We start from the raw sequence: 18138 nt of genomic DNA, 5'->3' as shown, positions 1-18138 counted from the left end.
CTCATTAACAACAACTTATAGATGCACATTGCGGTGGTGGAGTCATGCATAACCACCTATCACCCCACCACCACAACGCCATATGGCGAAAAAACACTATTTCACCATGAACACACATCACTCACCACGACGAAACATAACGCTTACCGCGGGCGAAGAACAACCGTTAAAAGCACTACATAAACAACCATCTACTCCGGAAACATGACGTCCCCAACAATGCTCGTAACACCCATGACCCGCTACACAGGTGACACATCCAAGCTATGGCGCCCGTCCCACGTAGTGGTGTGAAGAGTACCGTCAAGCTTATAGGTACGAGTACACCGCCTAGCCATCCCGTAATCATGGGTCACCACAAGTAACGACGCACCCTTCTCACAATACGCAAGCAATGTAGAAACAACATACTCAGCCAATACCGGATCAAGATTAGCAGTCGGCTCATCAGCAATAATCAACTTCGGATCATTCACCACAGCACGTGCCAAACCAACACGGCACGCCTGCCCGCCAGATAACGTCGTTACAGGCTGATCCACATCAACATCAAAACGCTGCAACACCTCACGAGCCTTACCAACAGCAACACTGCGTTTCATCCCGTTAAGCATCGCAGGAATTGCAACATTATCCACAACACTTAACTCATCAATAAGCCGAGGAGACTGGAAGACCAACCCCATCAATTCACGCTTCATCGCGTTACGCTTACCACGACTCAAGGTGGACATATCCTCACCAAAAAGGCACACGCTCCCACGCACAGCCCGCAACTCGCCTTGAACAAGCTTCAACAACGTCGACTTACCACACCCCGACGGACCAATAACCGCAACCGACTCCCCCGGAGCCACACTAAACGACACCCCATCAAGAAGATTGTTCCCACGAGAATAACCAAAAACAACACCCTGAAACTGGACGTTCATTTTTAACGCCATTTTGAGCAAGTGTCCGGTCCCCATTGATTTATGCAAATTTGGACGGTTGTTATTCGACTTCCAACATTACGGCTGACTGTACTACCAGCACCAGAATAGTTGTACACATATCTTGGCCCCGTTGAGCCGACGCGATAATAGCCTCCGTAGACACTTCTATTATCGGCTCTTGTATCCTTAACATACATGACAGACCCTGACGACCATGCTTCACCGTAAGAAGATCCCGCGTAGGCCGCCCATGCCGGCGTTCCCGCTAAGGTAGTGGCAAAAAGAATTGCACACATCGTTTTCAATGTTCGTTTCATGTCATCTCCTTATTATCTGTATGTTATTAGTAGAAATACACAACTTCTTATGTATCATTACGCATATGTTATCAGAAATTCTTTCGTTCGGTCAACGCATTAAGTAAAGGTTTTTTTTAACATAGCTTTCATTCGGAAAAATAAGCGAAAAAGCTGATCACCTGCCCCTCTCTCCCGACTTTACATTGAGCGTTTTTATAAGGGTTGAACAATTGATTAACGGTTTACACTATTGATACGCAAAGAACCTTTGTCTATTGCCTCAAATTTTCCACAACGAAGCCGTCGCCCCTGTGAAAATTTTGGGAAACCAGTGTTTCACATGCTGAAAAACACCTTTTTTGTGAAGACATTTTTCTTATAATAATAGTGTCCGTAAACCCGCATAGACGCGGCTAACAGATGGAGTGTCAATGACAACACAGCAACCAAAAGTAGAAAATCGAGTTAAAGCAATCATCGAAGAAGATGGCTTGAAATTCCGTGATCTTGATGGCGACGGCAAGCTCAGCCCCTACGAGGATTGGCGCCTTCCCGTCGAAGAACGTATTAAGGATCTCCTTTCCCGAATGACAGATGCAGAAAAAGCCGGCATGATGGTCATCGGTTCCCACTACCCCGGCTACTCCGAGTTCCTCCCCGAACCCACGGAAGACATTCTCAACCAAAACGATGTGTGGCGTAGCCACAACCCCATCACCAGCCAGGAATACCCGGAACCCATTCTGGTTACCTCCTCAACAGACAAGGCGTTGAACGAACGCCACCAGCGTTACTTTATTGCCCGCGATAACCTCCGCCCCCGCGAACTTGCCGAATGGACAAATGCGGTGCAGGAAGCGGCAGAAAAGTCCCGTCTGGGCATCCCGGTTGTTTTCGCCTCCAATCCTCGTAACCACGTAGCTCTCGTCGCACAGTTCGGCGTATCTGAATCCGCAGGTATTTTCTCCGAGTGGCCTAGCGAACTCGGACTCGCAGCCCTTCAGGATCCGGAGCTTATCGAAACCTTCGGTCGCGAAATCGCTAAGGAGTGGCGCGCCGGCGGTATTCAGAAGCTCTACGGTTACATGGCAGACGTCGCATCCGAACCGCGCTGGTCACGTTGCAACGGAACATTCGGCGAAGATACAGAACTCGTTACCGAATATATCGCCGCAACGGTTCGCGGTATGCAGGGTGAAGAACTCACAAAGGATTCTGTTGCGACAACGGTGAAGCACTTCCCCGGTGGCGGTGTTCGCCTCGATGGCCACGATCCCCACTTCGAATGGGGTCAGACCAACGAATACCCAACAGAAAACGCTCTCTACACGTATCACATGCCTCCGTTCAAGGCTGCCGTGGAAGCCGGTTGTGCATCCATCATGCCTTACTACGCAAAGCCCGTGAACGAATCCGCGCCACAGCTCCCCGAAGAGTACTGGCAGGGTCCAACAACCCAGTTTGAGGAAGTCGCCTTCGCCTACAACTCCACATTCATTGACCGCATCCTGCGTAAAGATCTCGGTTTGAAGGGTTACATTAACTCCGATTCCGGCATTATTGACGCAATGATGTGGGGTGTGGAAAACCTGACGAAGCCACAGCGTTTCGCTGCCGCCATGAAGGCCGGAACAGACATCGTCTCCGACATGGCAGATCCTACAGAACTTCTCAAGGCGATTGACGAAGGCCTCGTCACCACTGAAGATCTCGATCTTCACGTCGGGCGTTTGCTGGACGAAATGTTCCGCCTCGGCCTGTTCGACAACCCCTACGTGGACGTTGATGAGGCAGAGAAGATTATTGGTAACGCACCTCTGTGGGAGATGGGCGCCAAGGCTCAGCGCCACTCCGTCACCCTCCTTCGTGACAACAAGGATCTCCTCCCGCTCACCCTGGATAAGGAAGTCAAGATTTACGTGTGGGCAACCGGCCGCACCAAGATCGACGAAGTTCAGGCGAAGCTCGAAGCGGGCGTTAAGGAAGTCTGGGCGGGCGCAACCCTCGTGGATACCCCGGAAGAAGCAGATCTTGCTCTCGTCTGGGCACGTCCCGAAATTGCTCTCTTCGAAGATGACCGCGAAGGCGTTTCGCTTTCCGTCGATCCTCGCGCCAACGGCGTGGATGTTGACCGCGTGATTGAGGTCGAAAAGACCGTTCCCACAATCCTCGTCGTCAACGTTACAAACCCGTGGATTCTCAGCGAAATCGAACCGAATGCGGCCGCAGTGCTCGCAACCTTCGAAATCACACCGCAGAACCTCGTGCTCTCCCTTGCCGGTAAGGATGGTGGACCAAAGGGCAAGCTCCCCATCACCTTCCCCGCATCCGCGCAGGCCGTCGCCGATTCTCCGCGCGACGTCCCGGGCAAGTACCTGGACGAAGAATACGCCCACAAGGATGTAGCCGGTGTCCGCTACACCTGTGGCTACGGGCTAACATTCGATCGCTAATCAACACAATTGTTGAATTCTAGCTAACTCAATAGAGTGTGTGTCCCCAGTTAAATATTGGTGGCACACACTTTATTATGTGCCAGCAATTGGTTTTCGTTGCCTTTACCAAATATTTACCTTATTCTAGCGAAGTGAACACTTCAAAAGAACCGAAATTAAAACGAAGCCTAACGAATAGGAATATTCAGCTTATCGCCCTCGGTGGCGCCATCGGAACCGGCCTCTTCATGGGTTCGGGATCCACGATTAACCAGGCCGGCCCATCAATTCTTCTTGTGTACATGGTGATTGGCATGTTTATGTACATTATTATGCGCGCCATGGGCGAAATCCTCCTCGCCGACCTAAGCTACAAATCCTTCCAAGATTTCGCCGAACGCCTCATTGGCCCGTGGGCCGGTTTCGTTACAGGCTGGACCTACTGGTTCTTATGGGTTGTTATCGCCATTGGAGACATGATCGTCGTCACCGGATACTTTAATTTTTGGATCGATAATCTCGTTATTTCGACGATATGCACGGCACTTCTTCTCCTCGCGCTGGTCGCCTCAAACCTCCTCACCGTCCGCCTTTTCGGCGAAATCGAATTTTGGTTCGCCCTCATTAAAATCGTCGCGATTATCGCCCTAATTCTTGTCGGTGGTGGCATGGTGTTTTACGGCTTTACCGGGAGTAACGGCGTAACAGCGTCAGTCACCTACCTGTGGGATCGTGGCGGTTTCTTCCCGACGGGGGCCACCGGCTTCTTTGCCGCGTTCTCTATTGCTATTTATTCCTTTATTGGTACCGAACTTATTGGTACGACGGCCGCTGAGACACACCACCCGGAAAAAACGGTTCCAAAAGCTATTAACGCGGTGCCGATCCGTATTGTGTTGTTCTATGTTTTGTCGCTTGCGGTGATTATGTCCATTACTCCCTGGGATTTGATTGATCCGAAGCAGTCACCTTTCGTCACGATTTTTGTGATGGCTGGCTTGGGGCCGGCGGCCGCTATTATGAATTTTGTTGTGCTCACATCCGCTGCGTCGTCGGCAAATTCGGGTATTTTTTCGTCGTCGCGTATGCTTTTCGGGCTTGCGCAAAGCGGGCAGGCTTCCTCGCGTTTCGCTCGTCTTTCAAGCCATCACGTTCCCGCGAAGGCGCTTCTTTTTGTGGGTGTACTAACGGCGCTTTTCGTCCCGATTTTGTGGCTGGGCGGTTCAATTCTTGAGGGCTTCACCCTCATTTCTTCCGTTGCCGCAACCCTCGTTTTGGCGATTTGGGGTCTTATTCTTGTGTCATACCTGTGCTACTACAAGAAATTCCCCGAGACTCACAAGAATGCGTCCTATAAGCTTTTCGGTGCCGCATGGACTCCTTGGCTCGGGCTTGGGTTCATTGTGGGCATGTGCGTGGTTTTGGGTGCGTACCCGGACACACGCCTCGCTTTGCTCCTTACCCCGGTTTGGTTCATTCTTCTGGGGATTGCGTGGGCAATTCGGACCAAGCGCGTCAAGGCAAGGCACAACTAGCGTCTCGCTGAACTCCCCAAACTTGAGCGTCGCCGTAAAGGTCATGCTCATTTCGACGGATCCGTAGCTTCGAATGAATCTTCTGAACCACGATCCCAGGTCGGTTTAGCTTTACTTCCGTCGTTTTTTCTGGCATTTATTATCATCCAACGTGCGCCTTTGGGAGGCGTATAGCTTTCCCCGCCATATTCGGGATCTCCGCTTTGAGGTTGTCCAGGGTTGTGCTATCACTTATTTTTAAATATATTCTCAGCTTTAATTCCGAATGTTTATAACACCGAAAACAAACACGTGTGGGGCGGTCTTTTTCGCGACCACCCCACACGTTGAGTACTATCCGTAACCTAGTATCACATAAGGTTCACAGAATTACTTACGAATGTCGTTTTCCTTGCCTTCACCCTGAGCTTCCTTGCGGAGCTGCGGGATGTAGATTTCTCCGGTTTCAACCGTGGGATCCGGTTCGTTCTCCGGGTACTTTGAACGGTAAAGGTCGATAATGGTGTCAACAACCTGCTCATAGGTAATAGAACCGGTGTTCACAACAAGGTCGTAGTAGTTTTCGTTGTTCGGATTCCACTGATAGAGGTGGATCGACATTTCTGCGCGCATCCGATCTTCAGCCTCAAGCTGGTTTGTTGCCTGATCCATTGTTAGGCCTGTGCGGTGCATGACTCGTTCAATTCGCTTCGGCTTCGGAGCGATGAGGCGAACATGGAGAACACCCACAACGTGATGGAGCACGTAGGCACCGTTTCGTCCGAGAACAACCGCGCCGTCCTTGACCTTATCCAGAATTTCCTTGGTGTTCTTCGCGGCAATCATGTTATTGGTAGAGCCATCATAGGCTTGTGCCATTGCCGAATCGGCGGCACCCACATAATCAACACTACGCAACCAGCGATCGAATCCGGTATCGGACATGAGTTCGCTTCGATCCGTGAGGGCAAGCTGTTCGGAACTGAACTTCTGGCCAACATAAGGAACATTGAGTTTGGAGGCAAGCATGGGGCCAATAATCGATGCACCCGCACCGGATGTACCAAAGATGGTAATAATCGGAGGTGCAGCCTGTCCCTTCTGACGAAGAGCAACGGTGCGTCCGTCCCCAATTTCCTTAACTTTAATTTCTTCGCCGTGTGCAAGATCTTTCACGACGACGTTGGTGCGACGCTCGTTGAGTTCGCGAACAATTTCGGCGTGACGCTTAGCGTCAAGGTTGTAGGCAAGCATGACGATAAGTGCAACAGCTGCAATACCTGCCGGCACAAGACCGGTTGCCACGCGCAAACCTGTAAGCGCCTCAACTGTCTGTTCTTTGGCGTCTCCCTTATAGCCATACAAACCGATAATGATACCGGCTGCCCAACCACCAAGGCCCTGCCCACACTTACGGATGAAGGAAAGAACGGAGTAGGAACCACCTTCTGAACGGAAGCCTGTCTTCCATTCACCGTAATCAACCGTATCTGCCTGCATGGAGAACATGAGGGCATTGGTGCCACCCGTGCCCACGCCATACACGAACCACGCAAACAAGGCGATAATGAGGTTATGTCCTGGCGCGAAATACATAATGACGAAGGAACAAATAACGACGATAGCGCAACAAATATAGCCGAAGCGTTTGCCGAGCTTCTGGCTGATTGCGGGAACGAAGGAGGCAATAGCAATTGTGCCCAGCGTCTGTGCGATGGAGAGGTAACCCAACCACAGCGGATTACCAAGAACGAAGGTTACGTAGTAAGCGGAAACTGCCATCCAGCTGAACATGGAGCACAGGAGGAAGAAAGCACCTACGCAGAGAGTAAGAAGGGGCTTGTTCTTCCCGATGGTGCGGAAGGTGTCCTTCATGGTCACCTTCGTCGAGGGGCGTTCCACAACTTCCTTGGCGTTCTTGAAGCAGATGAGGTAGAGAATAACGGCAACAACGGCCAAACCAACACACAGCAATGTGAAGGTGAGGCGAACGGGGCCCAAATCTCCACCCTTTCCTGCTGTCTCAGCAGCGCTTCTGAACTGCGGTGCAACCAGGAAGGAAAGAAGAACCGCGGCTAAAGAAGCGGCAATCGAGCGAGCACCGGAAAGGCGGGAGCGATCCACGGGATCCTGCGTCATCGCGGCGGAAAGCGAACCATAAGGAATGTTCGTGAAGGAGTAGAACAGCTGGTAGAGAGCGTCAAAGATAAGAATCCATGCAATCTTCACATTCATCGACATATCTGGCGTCGAGAACAAAAGAACAAAGACGAGTGCCAACGGCGTTGAACAGAACAACAGCCAGTGGCGCAAACGCCCCCACCGTGTTTCGAAACGATCAACAACCTGGCCTGCTACAAGGTCTGTAACACCAGCCCAGATTTTTGTGACACCGTAAATTGCACCTGCAACTCCGGCGGAAAGACCTGCAATATTCGTCATGTAAATCATGAGGAACATCGAGGTAGCCATAAAGGTAAAGTTATTTGCCATATCCCCGAAGGAGTAGGAAATAACAGAGCCCGTGGTCATGCGCTTCGAACCCGTGGGCGCATCCACTCTACTGTTTCTTACACTCATACAAATCTCGATTTCCAATAGGAAGCAACACCTATGTTGCTTATTTGTACTTGAACTCTCCCACTGCGGTGGGAATTTCCAGGTAAAGAGCTGGGAATTCCCTAACTGGAACATAACTTACCTTACATAGATTAGGCAACCCATGCAAGAGACGCATTGCCTGTAAGATGCGGTGAAATGAAACACAAATCAAAAAGTAAGATATAATGTAGAAGTCTGCTTGGATACTATGAAATTCATAATATATACAAGCAAAACGCAAGAGAAAATACACAAGAAAAGAGAGAACATAGTGCCAGCAATGAACGTCGAATCTTTCAACCTGGATCACACCAAGGTTCTGGCACCCTATATTCGTGTCGCCGATATAAAAACCCTTCCTCACGGAGACGTTCTCACTAAATACGACGTTCGCTTCTGCCAACCTAATAAAGAACATCTCACCATGCCGGCAATCCACTCCATCGAACACTGCTTCGCAGAATTCTCGCGCAACCACAACGAACACGTTATCGACTTTTCGCCCATGGGATGCCAAACCGGTTTTTACCTCCTGCTCAACGAAGAACCCAATGTTCCCGCAACATGTGAACTCGTAGAAACAACATTCCGGGATATTATCCACGCAACAGAAGTTCCTGCAGCCAACGAACGCCAATGTGGCTGGGGAGAAAACCACAATCTTAAAGTAGCGCAGGAAGCAATCGCGGCCATGCTCTACCAACGCGACTCATGGGAAAAGGTGATGGCATAAATGGCAATACCACGAAATCTTAAAATCCGCGGCATCGTTATCGCCGCACAGGATGCCGAAATAACACCCGTTATTCACATCCTTGCCAGCCTCCCGCGCAAAAATATCGACGATTCCACAACCTGCATTCCCCTGCCTCGCAAAGATTACACAACACTCTCCCCCGTCCCCTCCCCCTTCGGCGAAGCAGTTACCGTCGAAACACCCTGGGGAAAGATTCTTTGCATCCGAACCGGAATAGGCCTCGTCAACACAGCCGGCCTCATCGGCTGGCTCACCACCGTTTTCACCCCCCAGTTCATTATCAGCGCAGGAACCGCCGGCGGACTTTCCTCTGATGTTGCGGTAGGGGATATTATCGTCGGAAATGAATATGCGTATGGACGCGCGGACGCCACCGCATTCGGCTACGAACCCGGGCAAGTCCCCGGCAACCCCGTAACTTTCCCCGCATCCCCCGAACTTCTCGAACTTACCCCCGACTACACACGAACCGGAACCATTCTTTCCAGCGACGCATTCGTTACCGCAAAAAACGTTGGCGAAACACGCGCCCTTTTCCCAGCAGCCCTCGCAACGGACATGGAATCCGCGGCAGCCGCGCATATCTGCTACCAGCTCGGAATCCCCTTCGTTTCCATTCGTTGCATCTCCGATTTGTGTAGCCCCGACGGCGCAGAGGTGTATCACATGGAACTCGCCTCAGCCTCGGAACTTTCCGCCAAAGCGGTTGTGAAAACAATTAGCGCCTGGGCGCAAAAATATCGGGATAAGAAGGTGGAGAAAAAGGAACATTCACGTCCGCGCCACGGAATGCGGCAGCGTTTCACGGAAGAATCCCTCCAGGCAGGTCTTCTCTATGTGTATGGTCGCGTCAATAACGTTACCGGCGACGGCACAAAACTTTCCCACACCACTATTAAAAAGGTGCGCGAACAGCTCGTCGATTCCGTTCTCGATGCTCAAACTGTTCTTAACGTCATTCAGGGTGGAAAAGAGCTCCTCGCCAAACATGATGACGTCACCCTCACCGCCAAAGTGTACGACGAAGAGCGCTCCAAGATTGCCGTGGCTTTCGGGGACGTGTCGGGCCGCGGAAAACTCCACTGGCCACCCACCTCCCAAACGGTTATTAAACGCTTCAACGGCTACTGGAATAACGCTTTGGAAAGCGTCGGTTTCGCAACTCAAAGCGGGCGACGTCGCGGAATGTTGAAATTCACCGAAGAGGACTACCTCGATACCGTAAAAGAATATATTTTGCATTGCGATAATTTGCACGTCAACACAAGCTACAACGGTTATGTGGAGTGGGTTCGCGACGAATCGCGTGCCGGTAAGGTTCCTTCCGGTCCGTCAATTCGCCAGCGTTACGGTTCGTGGCTGAACGCGCTCGATATTGCTATGGAAAACATGCAGGCGGAGGCGTCCGCGAAGTAGCGTGGTTGCAGAGGTGTTTTACCTCGGTTTTGTTGCGCCCCTATGATTGTTGCGTATGAGCGTGCTTGTTCATTCGTATGCGGATGCGGTTGTTCCGGTTCTCGTCGAATACGGTGAGTGATAACTGATGTTGCGGGTACTACGTTGAAACCGCTGACATAATGCGCATGTTGGCACCTGACAAATATCATGGCAAAGTCCAGACGCTTAACCTAACCCCGGTTTCATGCGCGTTCCTATATATTTAATGTATGAACACTACACGAAACACGCATGGATATGGCGAGGGTAGCGGCGAAGATGCCACCGCAGAACCGCCGGCGCTCACCACGCATTCTTTAACGAAACATTACGGCGCAGTTCACGCCGCAAACGACATTACCCTCAATATCCGCCAAGGCGAGATTTTGTCGCTCCTTGGCCCTAATGGTGCAGGAAAAAGCACAACACTTGATGTCGCTCTTGGTTTGATTAAGGCAACCTCTGGAACATCCGAATTGTTTGGCATGAAGCCCCGAGACGCCATTAAACGCGGGCTCGTCGGATACGTTCAGCAAAAGGGAGCCCTGCTGGACGATATGTCAATTCTGGCAAACCTTAATTTGCTTGCCTCAACAATGGAAAATCCCGTCCCTAAGGGCGAGATTCTAGAAATGTGCAATCTTACGTCGATTGCGAAACGCAAAGTCGGGAAATGTTCCGGGGGCGAACAGCAACGCATTCGCCTTGCCACCGCGCTTCTTTCACGCCCGCGCCTGCTGATTTTAGACGAACCCACAGCGGGTATGGATACAGCTACTCGCGCCCATTTTTGGGAATTTATTCAGAAACAGGCACGGCAAGGCGTCGCGATTCTCTATGCCACGCATTATTTAGCTGAGGCGCAAGCCTACGCCGAACGCACCATTATTTTGAACAAGGGTCGCATTATTGCCGACGAATCCACCCGCACCCTTCGCGAAAAATACGCTCAACGCCACCTCACCATTGACGTGAGGGACGACGAAACCAAGCTTCATGCAGAACGTGCAATCCAAGAATTAGAGGCGTCTTTCGTCGTACCATCGTCGCGCATACAGCAACCCTTCACATATACGTTCGTCGGAAATACGCTCCATGCGGAAGGTACGGATTTGGATAACCTTGCCCGCACGCTACTCAACATTCCCGGTACACACAATCTTGAAATGACCACCCCCAGCCTTGAAGAGGCTTACTTGAATCTTGTGGAGGAAAAATGAACCCCTCAACCGCACCAACGCTACGCAAACCCGGGTCCACCGCCCGCGGACTCCTTCCCGTATCTACACGCCTCACCATCTCCTACCTCTTCAACCCGTGGAATATTGTTTTCACCCTTGGAATCCCCATTGTGATGTTTTTGATTTTCGGTGTCGGGCAAGAATATTCCGCACAATCTATAGGGCGTGCCAACGTTTCCGCCGTAATTTTGGTGAACATGAGCCAATACGCGGTGATTATGTGCGTCTCTATGATTATGGTGTCCCTCGCCATTGAACGAAATAAAGGGTGGCTGCGCGCCATGTCTCTCACGCCTCTCGGGGCGCAGGGATATATGTTTGCAAAACTCATATCCAGCTTAATGATTACCCTCGTTACCGCGGGAGTTCTCTACATTCTGGGGTTCTGCACGGAATCGTCGATGGAAGGGCAAGTCTGGGTGCAAACCTTCTTACTCGTCCTGGCAAGCTCGATTTTTGCTGCCGAACTCGGCATTATGGTGTCCCTCGCCGTCGGCAACGAAACAGCATACTCGATTATTGCCGGCGGAACCGCGCTCCTCGCGTTCTTTTCCGGTATTTTCATTCCCCTGAATCAAATGGCTGAAGCCTTCCAGACCATCGCGAAATTTACTCCACTGTGGGGATTGAACCAGCTTGCCACGGCGCCATTCAGCAATTGGGATACACTTTCTTGGGAAGTATGGTGCAATGTTGGAGTCTGGACAATCGGCCTGGCGCTTCTCATTCGCATATTGTCCTTTAGATCAACAACCCGTTAGGTAGATCAACAACCCGTTAGGAAAACACATGGCTTTATCCCCTCGAATGAGGGAGCGCTTACTTTCCCTAGACCGTAGCGGTTCGCTATAGCAACCAGCCACAACAAACTAGCAACAACAAACTAGCAACAACGGCTGGCTTTAGTAAGCACGCGCCCGTATTTTACCCGGCCTCAGCAACCTCCATACCCGGCTTCCAGACTCCCAGGTGATACAGTAGCCACGCCATTTCTTCGGCGCGTTCACTCCATTTATCGTAACGCCCTGATTTTCCGGTGTGCCCTGAAGCCATATCGATTCGCTCCACAATGGGGCGTTCCTCGTTGAGCACAACAGTATCGCGCAACACCTGAACCCATTTTGTTGGCTCCACGTACAACACGCGAATATCGTTAAGTGATGTCGTTGTGAAAATCGCCGGATATTCAACGCTTTTCACATTTTCAATCGGCGCATAGCTCGCCATATATTCATAGACTTCTTGGGATTCTATGGGGTTCCCCCATTCTTCCCATTCGCCCACTGTTAACGGAAGCTCGGGCTTCAAAATCGTCGTCAAACTGTCAACAAACGGAACGGCAGCGTGAACCGCGCAGAACAATTCCGGTGCCTCATTAATCGCCACTCCTATCAGTAACCCACCCGCGCTGGCACCTTCAGCAACGAGCCTCTCCCCGGAACACCACCCGGATTCCACGAGCCACCGCGCGCAGTCCACAAAATCATTAAAGGTGTTCTTCTTGTTGAGGAACTTTCCGCCCTCATACCAGGCGCGCCCGTATTCTCCGCCCCCGCGCACGTGGGCAATTGCCATCACGACCCCACGGTCAAGGAAGGTGAATCGTTGCACATTGAAGGCTGGTTCGTTGGAGATTTCGTAGGAGCCGTACCCGGTAATATATCCGGGATTTTCCTGGTTTGGCTTAACATCGGCTCGGTAGACGAGGGTGAGCGGAATTTTTACGCCGTCGCGCGCCTCAATATCAACACGTTCCTGGTTGTAAAGGCTTGGATCGTAGTGGGGAACGTCCAAGCTTTTCAGGACGCGTATAGTGCCCGTTTCCGGGTTGTATGCCTTTTGCGTGGGTGGCAGGAGGGTGGATTCTTCCGTGTAGATAATGGCGTTAGAATCCCAGTAACGGTCTGGGTAGATTTCGATATAACTGTTGTTTTCTTGCGGAATCGGGGTGGCTTCCCGCCAGGTTTTCGCCAGTGGCACATGGTCTGTGTTTCCCCAGGTGTTGTGTTCTTCCAGCATTTTCGCAAACGGTAAAGGTTTTTCACGACGAAGGACGCGCAGTTGCGAACTTCCGTTACTTCTCATACTTACGACGGCATGTTTAGCGAAGGCATCGACTCCCTGAATTCTTTCGCCGGGCTGTGGCGAAAGAATAGTTAGCCATTCGTCTGGTTGGCTTGCTCGCATGGGTGCGCTGGCGAGCTCAAAATCAGGGTTGTTTGCGTTGTGGACAATAAGGAGTTGATCACCTGCGGGTTCGACGTAATACTCAAGTTTTTCGTGGCGAGGGTAGACGAGGTATCGTCGTTCATGATCTTCTGCGGAAATCATGGTGGTTTCCGATGACGTGAGCGACACAGAGTGAACAATCATCCATTTGTGGTTTCGGCACGGCGCAAGAACAACGTCGAAACGTTCATCTTTTTCGTCGTAAAGAACACTGTCGCTAAATTCGCCGATGGTGTGCAACATAACCTTGGATTGACGCCAGGTTTCGTCAACTCGCGTGTAGGCCACACCGGTGGAATCGGCTGTCCAACACAATCCGTATCCCGCATTGCGTACGGAATCGTCAAGGATAAGCCCTGTTTCCATATCGAAAATGCGCAGTGAGTAATGTTCGTCGCCGGTGACGTCAATGAGCATGGCACCATATTTGCCGTTGGGTGCCGGGAGGAATCCGCCACAGTTGAAGAAGTCGAGTCCGTCGCCAATATTGTTACCGTCCCACACGAGGACTTCGTTCACAAATTCTTCTTGCGTGGGATGGCTGCCGTTGGTGACGCGAATACGGTACATGGCGGAATATTGGCGGTCTTTGAAGGTTCGCGTGTAATACCACCAGTCGTCGTAGCGGATGGGAAGTGTGTAATCGGTTTCCCACATACGGTATTTGAATTCGCTCACGAGTTTGTCGCGTAGTGGTTTTAGTGGCGCAAGGATTTCGTGTGCGTAATCGTTTTCTTCGTTGAGGAGTTTGATGAGGTCTGGATCGTTCCTATCGCGTATCCATTCGTAATTATCGACGTATGTGTGTCCGTGAAAAATTCTTTCGGTAGGAATTTTTTTGGCGCGTGGCGCTTTGAGCGGTTTACCGTGGATAAGAAGATCTGATTGAACCATGTTTCTATGGTACTGGATATGCGTGTCGGCTTTGTTGTTGACTTAAAACTTGTTACTTTCGCGCACAGCCTGCTTATCGACAAATTCGTTTCCGGCATCTCCGCTATGCCCGCGTACCCATTCGAATTCGGTTACTCCGGTACGCGCATCGTAGGCCGCCATGAGCCGTTCAACGAGTTCTTTATTTGCGACGGGTTTTTTCGACGCGGTTTTCCACCCTTTTGCTTTCCAGCCTCGCGCCCATTTCGTCACAATGTTAATAACGTATTGGGAATCTGCGCGAATCAGCATACGTCCGCGCTTATCGAGGGTTTCTAGCGCGTTTATTAGCGCGGTGAGTTCCATAATATTATTTGTTGTGTATTTGCTTCCCCCGGATGCGTATTCTCCGGTGAGTTGATTGACCCACGCCCATCCTCCCGGCCCAGGGTTTCCTTTGCAGGCTCCATCCGTTGCGACGACGATATCGTATCCGGTGAAAGCGCCTCCGATGGAGTGTGCCAGTTGCCCGGTTGTTGCGTTTATTGGCGACGCATGAGCGTGTGCCGGCTGGGTGTTCTGTTCGTATTGCGAAAAATTTTGGGGGGTGGAGGCTGCGGCCGTCGTCGAAAAAATATCGTGTTGTGAGGATTGCGGTACCTGAGGTGTATCTTGTGAAAAGATGTCGAGAGTTGGCTGAAAACCGAAGGGTGTGTCATCTTTTTGCGCCATACGTATAGCCTACCCGATTTACCCCTGGGCGCGGGGCTACCTGCGTACTGAAAAGCCACCTCCGCACACGCCTCCGGTCTTCCTGGGCGCGGGGCTCCCAGTAGCACTATTCCCCACTAAATTCCGAAGATCCGCTATAGCCCCAAAGCAAACAAAATCCCCGCAACATCGAAAGGATGCTACGGGGTAAGGATTGGTGCTCAAGGGGGGAGTTGAACCCCCACGCCCTCGCGGGCACACGGACCTGAACCGTGCGCGTCTGCCTATTCCGCCACTTGAGCAAGTGAAAAATAGCTTATAACCTTTGTATCCACGTCGTCAATTGATACATCTCAATATGTAACGGGTTTCGCACATTACGTTACATAAACCACCGAACTCACCTATCAGCGCAACATCAAGATGTCACATATACCTGACTAGTTCGATAGAATGAGATGAGTTATTGGTAAATTTCGGCGCATTTTCTCTCCCGCAGCGAAAATGGGTGAATGTAAGAAGCTACGAAAGGATTAGCCGTGCGCGCATTTGGCAAATTTGAAAAAGGCGTGGAGAACGCTATCGCCGGCGCGTTTCGAGTATTCCAATCAGAACTTAAACCCGTAGAAATTATTACGGCACTCAAAAAAGCCATGGACGCTAACTCCGCGGCCCTATCACGGGAGCGCGCCGTCGCACCCAATGTTTACACCATTTATTTGGCGCCCGGAGACATGAAGCGTGTCAATAACTGGGATGCAGACACTCTTACACACGAGCTCGAACGCACCCTCATCGATTACGCCACCGAACAAGATTTCCTTTTTGTTGGCCCCTTGCGTCTCTACTTCCAGGAGGATACCCAATTGCGCGAAGGCACACCCCGTGTTGATACGACGACGGCCCGAGGCTCTGTAGCCCCCGCAACAAGCGCTGTTGCGTCGGAAGAAAATCCCCTGCTCCAAGTTGGGCATGAACGCTATCTCATAACCGGAAACCTTGTGGTTATTGGGCGCGGCTCCGATTGCGACATCACCGTCGACGATTCCGGCGTTTCACGCCACCACCTCGAATTAAAAGTCACCCCGCACGGTGTTATTGCCACAGATTTAAACTCAACCAACGGTAGTTTCGTAGAAGGACACCGCATCAGCGCCGCAACGCTGGTGGACGGCAACACCCTCACCATTGGGCACACACAGATCCTTTTCTGGACAGGTCAGTAAATATGGTGCTCACACTCACTTTGTTACGCTTTGGATTCCTTGCACTCCTGTGGTTCTTCGTTATTATCGTCGTAAAAACCGTGCGTAAGGACAGCGAAGGAATGGAGATTCGCACCCGTGATGGACAGCGGATATCCAAGCGTGTAGCGCGCCGTCAAGCACGCGCAAAGAAACGTGAAGAAGCATCCGCCCCGGAACTTTCCTCATCACCCGTTGTCTCACCTCCCCAACCCTCACCCACACCACTTCTCGTTGTCACCGCAGGCCCGCTCACAGGAACCGCGCTCCCTCTGGGAAACCAAGACATACAGATAGGGCGCGCCCCCAACAATTCTCTTATTCTCGACGATTCCTACGCCTCATCCCACCACGCACGCATTTTCAACAGCAATGGCGCGTGGTGGCTCGAAGATCTCGGTTCCACCAACGGCACTCTCCTCAACGGAAACCCCGTTCGTAGCCCCCTACGCCTTCAACCTGGCGCACCAATCACTATTGGTCAAACAGTGATGGAGTTTCAACCGTGAGTATTTCCATGCGTTACGCGGCCCTCTCGGACGTCGGCCTGGTTCGTAAGAACAACCAGGACGGCGGTTACGCATCCCCAAATCTTCTTGTGGTTGCCGACGGCATGGGTGGCGCCGCGGCAGGTGACGTAGCCTCATCTGTTGCCGTTTCACGCCTCGCCCTGGTCGATGATGCCCATAGCGCAGATGATCTCCTCCCCCTCCTCAATGTTGCCGTCAATTCGGCTCATGAGGACATGATTGAGCTTGTTCACGAAAATCCAAAAATGGAAGGCATGGGCACCACCTGTATCGCCCTCATGCGCTCCAACAACAAACTCGCAATGGTTCACATCGGCGATTCTCGAGCCTATCTTTTGCGCGACGGCGTCATGAACCAAATGACACACGATCACACCCTCGTCCAATATCTCGTTGATCAGGGCGAAATCACCCCGGAAGAAGCTGAACACCACCCCAGGCGTAACGTGATTATGCGTGCCCTGGGCGATACGCCAGGGGAAATTAAAGTTGACGAATCCGTGCGTGAGGCGCGCCCGGGAGACAGGTGGCTCTTGTGTTCGGACGGATTATTCGGCGTTGTTTCACACGAAACAATCGAACACTCCATGAAAAATATCCCTAATTTGGATCAGTTGGCGGAACATCTTGTTGATTTAGCGCTTGCCGCAGGCGCTCCAGACAACGTCACCGTTATTGTTGCGGATATGATCGACGACGCCGAAGCCGATCCCTCCCTCTCAACGCAACCCATGGTCGTTGGTAGCGCCGCAAAAGACTGGCCTCGCCCCACCCGTGGCGGAGATAGTGCCGCGGCAAAAGCTGCGCTATTAACACGTGCCACAGGTAACGAAGTAGCTACAGAAAAAAAAGATAAAGCTACAAGCGACGAATACCTGGCTCCTAAAAAACATCACCTCCGAAGAATATTTATTCTTTTCACACTCCTTGTTCTTCTCGTTATGGCAGGCGTTGGTGGCTATAAGTGGAGCCAAACACGCTACTACGTGACAGAAGAACGCGGTGTCGTCGTTATTTATCAAGGTATTCCACAAAATATTGGGCCCCTCACCCTTTCACATCGGGTAAAAACAACGGATTTGAAATTAGAAGATTTGAATTCTGTAGCGCAAAATCGTTTGGAGCGTCCGATTACGCGAGCAACGCGGGCACAGGCGGAAGAAGTGGTGGAGGCGTTGCGCGCACAAAAGCGTCCCACCACACCGGTTCCTAACGGTATTCCGCAAGCAAACCCCGGCTCACCCGCACCCTCCACGCAAGCAAACCCCGGCTCGCCCGTACCTTCCACGCAACCGAGCCTCAACGCGCCTTCTCCTGCGGTAAGTGGGTAAA

General features: G+C 51.5%; 13 protein-coding genes and 1 tRNA gene. 9 read left to right on the top strand and 5 right to left on the bottom strand.

Going from position 1 to position 18138, the window contains the following annotated elements; all coding sequences use genetic code 11:
• Positions 1–242: 242 nt before the first annotated feature.
• A complete protein-coding gene (locus G445_RS0103200; protein ID WP_169511057.1) occupies positions 243–932 on the bottom strand; it encodes an ABC transporter ATP-binding protein in 690 nt (229 codons plus the stop codon).
• A 733-nt stretch (positions 933–1665) separates the two neighbouring features.
• Here G445_RS0103200 and G445_RS0103195 point away from each other — a divergent pair.
• Both G445_RS0103195 and G445_RS0103190 read left to right on the top strand, forming a co-directional pair.
• Positions 1666–3687 carry a glycoside hydrolase family 3 protein gene (locus G445_RS0103195; RefSeq protein WP_022866122.1) on the top strand — a complete coding sequence of 674 codons (2022 nt, stop codon included), beginning with the start codon at positions 1666–1668 and terminating at the stop codon, positions 3685–3687.
• Between the two features lie 134 nt (positions 3688–3821).
• Positions 3822–5204, top strand: a complete 1383-nt coding sequence (locus G445_RS0103190) for an amino acid permease (RefSeq protein WP_026420900.1) — start codon at positions 3822–3824, stop codon at positions 5202–5204.
• Positions 5205–5573: 369 nt separating this feature from the next.
• Here G445_RS0103190 and G445_RS09475 read toward each other — a convergent pair whose 3' ends face one another.
• Positions 5574–7715, bottom strand: a complete 2142-nt coding sequence (locus tag G445_RS09475; RefSeq protein ID WP_084676462.1) for a cytidylate kinase family protein — start codon at positions 7713–7715, stop codon at positions 5574–5576.
• 349 nt (positions 7716–8064) lie between these two features.
• On the opposite strand from G445_RS09475, the gene G445_RS0103175 reads away from it, so the two are divergent.
• The 4 genes from G445_RS0103175 (at position 8065) to G445_RS0103160 (ending at position 11980) form a co-directional block, all read left to right on the top strand.
• The gene (locus G445_RS0103175) at positions 8065–8517 is read left to right on the top strand and encodes an S-ribosylhomocysteine lyase (RefSeq protein ID WP_022866119.1); all 453 of its coding nucleotides are present in this window, start codon (positions 8065–8067) and stop codon (positions 8515–8517) included.
• A complete protein-coding gene (mtnN, locus tag G445_RS10755; protein WP_022866118.1) occupies positions 8518–9957 on the top strand; it encodes a 5'-methylthioadenosine/S-adenosylhomocysteine nucleosidase in 1440 nt (479 codons plus the stop codon). It abuts the gene before it with no gap.
• Between the two features lie 251 nt (positions 9958–10208).
• Positions 10209–11198 (top strand): ABC transporter ATP-binding protein, encoded by a 990-nt coding sequence (locus G445_RS0103165; RefSeq protein ID WP_022866117.1) that lies wholly within the window; start codon positions 10209–10211, stop codon positions 11196–11198.
• On the top strand, positions 11195–11980 hold the full coding sequence (locus tag G445_RS0103160) for an ABC transporter permease (RefSeq protein ID WP_022866116.1): 786 nt from the start codon (positions 11195–11197) through the stop codon (positions 11978–11980). Before G445_RS0103165 ends, G445_RS0103160 begins: the two co-directional genes overlap by 4 nt.
• 163 nt (positions 11981–12143) lie before the next feature.
• Here the strand turns inward: G445_RS0103160 and G445_RS09465 are convergent, their stop codons facing one another.
• The 3 genes from G445_RS09465 to G445_RS0103145 all read right to left on the bottom strand — a co-directional run bounded on the left by G445_RS09465 (position 12144) and on the right by G445_RS0103145 (position 15334).
• Positions 12144–14342: a S9 family peptidase gene (locus G445_RS09465; protein ID WP_022866115.1), complete on the bottom strand. Its 2199-nt coding sequence runs from the start codon at positions 14340–14342 to the stop codon at positions 12144–12146.
• 42 nt (positions 14343–14384) lie between these two features.
• Positions 14385–15053: a ribonuclease H family protein gene (locus G445_RS0103150; protein WP_022866114.1), complete on the bottom strand. Its 669-nt coding sequence runs from the start codon at positions 15051–15053 to the stop codon at positions 14385–14387.
• A 194-nt stretch (positions 15054–15247) separates the two neighbouring features.
• Positions 15248–15334, bottom strand: a tRNA-Leu gene (locus tag G445_RS0103145).
• A 237-nt stretch (positions 15335–15571) separates the two neighbouring features.
• On the opposite strand from G445_RS0103145, the gene G445_RS0103140 reads away from it, so the two are divergent.
• Genes G445_RS0103140 through G445_RS0103130 form a run of 3 tightly spaced genes read left to right on the top strand, consistent with a single transcriptional unit; the run spans position 15572 to position 18137 of the window.
• The gene (locus G445_RS0103140; RefSeq protein WP_022866113.1) at positions 15572–16258 is read left to right on the top strand and encodes an FhaA domain-containing protein; all 687 of its coding nucleotides are present in this window, start codon (positions 15572–15574) and stop codon (positions 16256–16258) included.
• Between the two features lie 2 nt (positions 16259–16260).
• Entirely contained in the window at positions 16261–16785 is a 525-nt protein-coding gene (locus G445_RS0103135) for an FHA domain-containing protein FhaB/FipA (RefSeq protein WP_022866112.1), read from the top strand.
• The gene (locus G445_RS0103130) at positions 16782–18137 is read left to right on the top strand and encodes a Stp1/IreP family PP2C-type Ser/Thr phosphatase (protein ID WP_026420897.1); all 1356 of its coding nucleotides are present in this window, start codon (positions 16782–16784) and stop codon (positions 18135–18137) included. Before G445_RS0103135 ends, G445_RS0103130 begins: the two co-directional genes overlap by 4 nt.
• The last annotated feature ends 1 nt before the right edge of the window (position 18138 follow it).

The sequence above is a fragment of the Actinotignum urinale DSM 15805 genome (assembly GCF_000420445.1).
Taxonomy (GTDB): Bacteria; Actinomycetota; Actinomycetes; order Actinomycetales; family Actinomycetaceae; genus Actinotignum; species Actinotignum urinale.
The sequence above is the reverse complement of the archived record's forward strand: the minus strand, read 5'-3'. Positions and strand labels throughout refer to the sequence as shown.

What these genes read in the sequence shown, in the direction of transcription:
- G445_RS0103195 (WP_022866122.1), top strand. Translation starts at nt 1,666, where the DNA reads ATGACAACACAGCAACCAAAAGTAGAAAATCGAGTTAAAGCAATCATC.
- G445_RS09475 (WP_084676462.1), bottom strand. Translation starts at nt 7,715, where the DNA reads ATGACCACGGGCTCTGTTATTTCCTACTCCTTCGGGGATATGGCAAAT.
- G445_RS0103165 (WP_022866117.1), top strand. Translation starts at nt 10,209, where the DNA reads ATGAACACTACACGAAACACGCATGGATATGGCGAGGGTAGCGGCGAA.
- G445_RS0103175 (WP_022866119.1), top strand. Translation starts at nt 8,065, where the DNA reads ATGAACGTCGAATCTTTCAACCTGGATCACACCAAGGTTCTGGCACCC.
- G445_RS0103150 (WP_022866114.1), bottom strand. Translation starts at nt 15,053, where the DNA reads ATGGCGCAAAAAGATGACACACCCTTCGGTTTTCAGCCAACTCTCGAC.
- G445_RS0103200 (WP_169511057.1), bottom strand. Translation starts at nt 932, where the DNA reads ATGAACGTCCAGTTTCAGGGTGTTGTTTTTGGTTATTCTCGTGGGAAC.
- G445_RS0103160 (WP_022866116.1), top strand. Translation starts at nt 11,195, where the DNA reads ATGAACCCCTCAACCGCACCAACGCTACGCAAACCCGGGTCCACCGCC.
- G445_RS0103135 (WP_022866112.1), top strand. Translation starts at nt 16,261, where the DNA reads ATGGTGCTCACACTCACTTTGTTACGCTTTGGATTCCTTGCACTCCTG.
- mtnN (WP_022866118.1), top strand. Translation starts at nt 8,518, where the DNA reads ATGGCAATACCACGAAATCTTAAAATCCGCGGCATCGTTATCGCCGCA.
- G445_RS09465 (WP_022866115.1), bottom strand. Translation starts at nt 14,342, where the DNA reads ATGGTTCAATCAGATCTTCTTATCCACGGTAAACCGCTCAAAGCGCCA.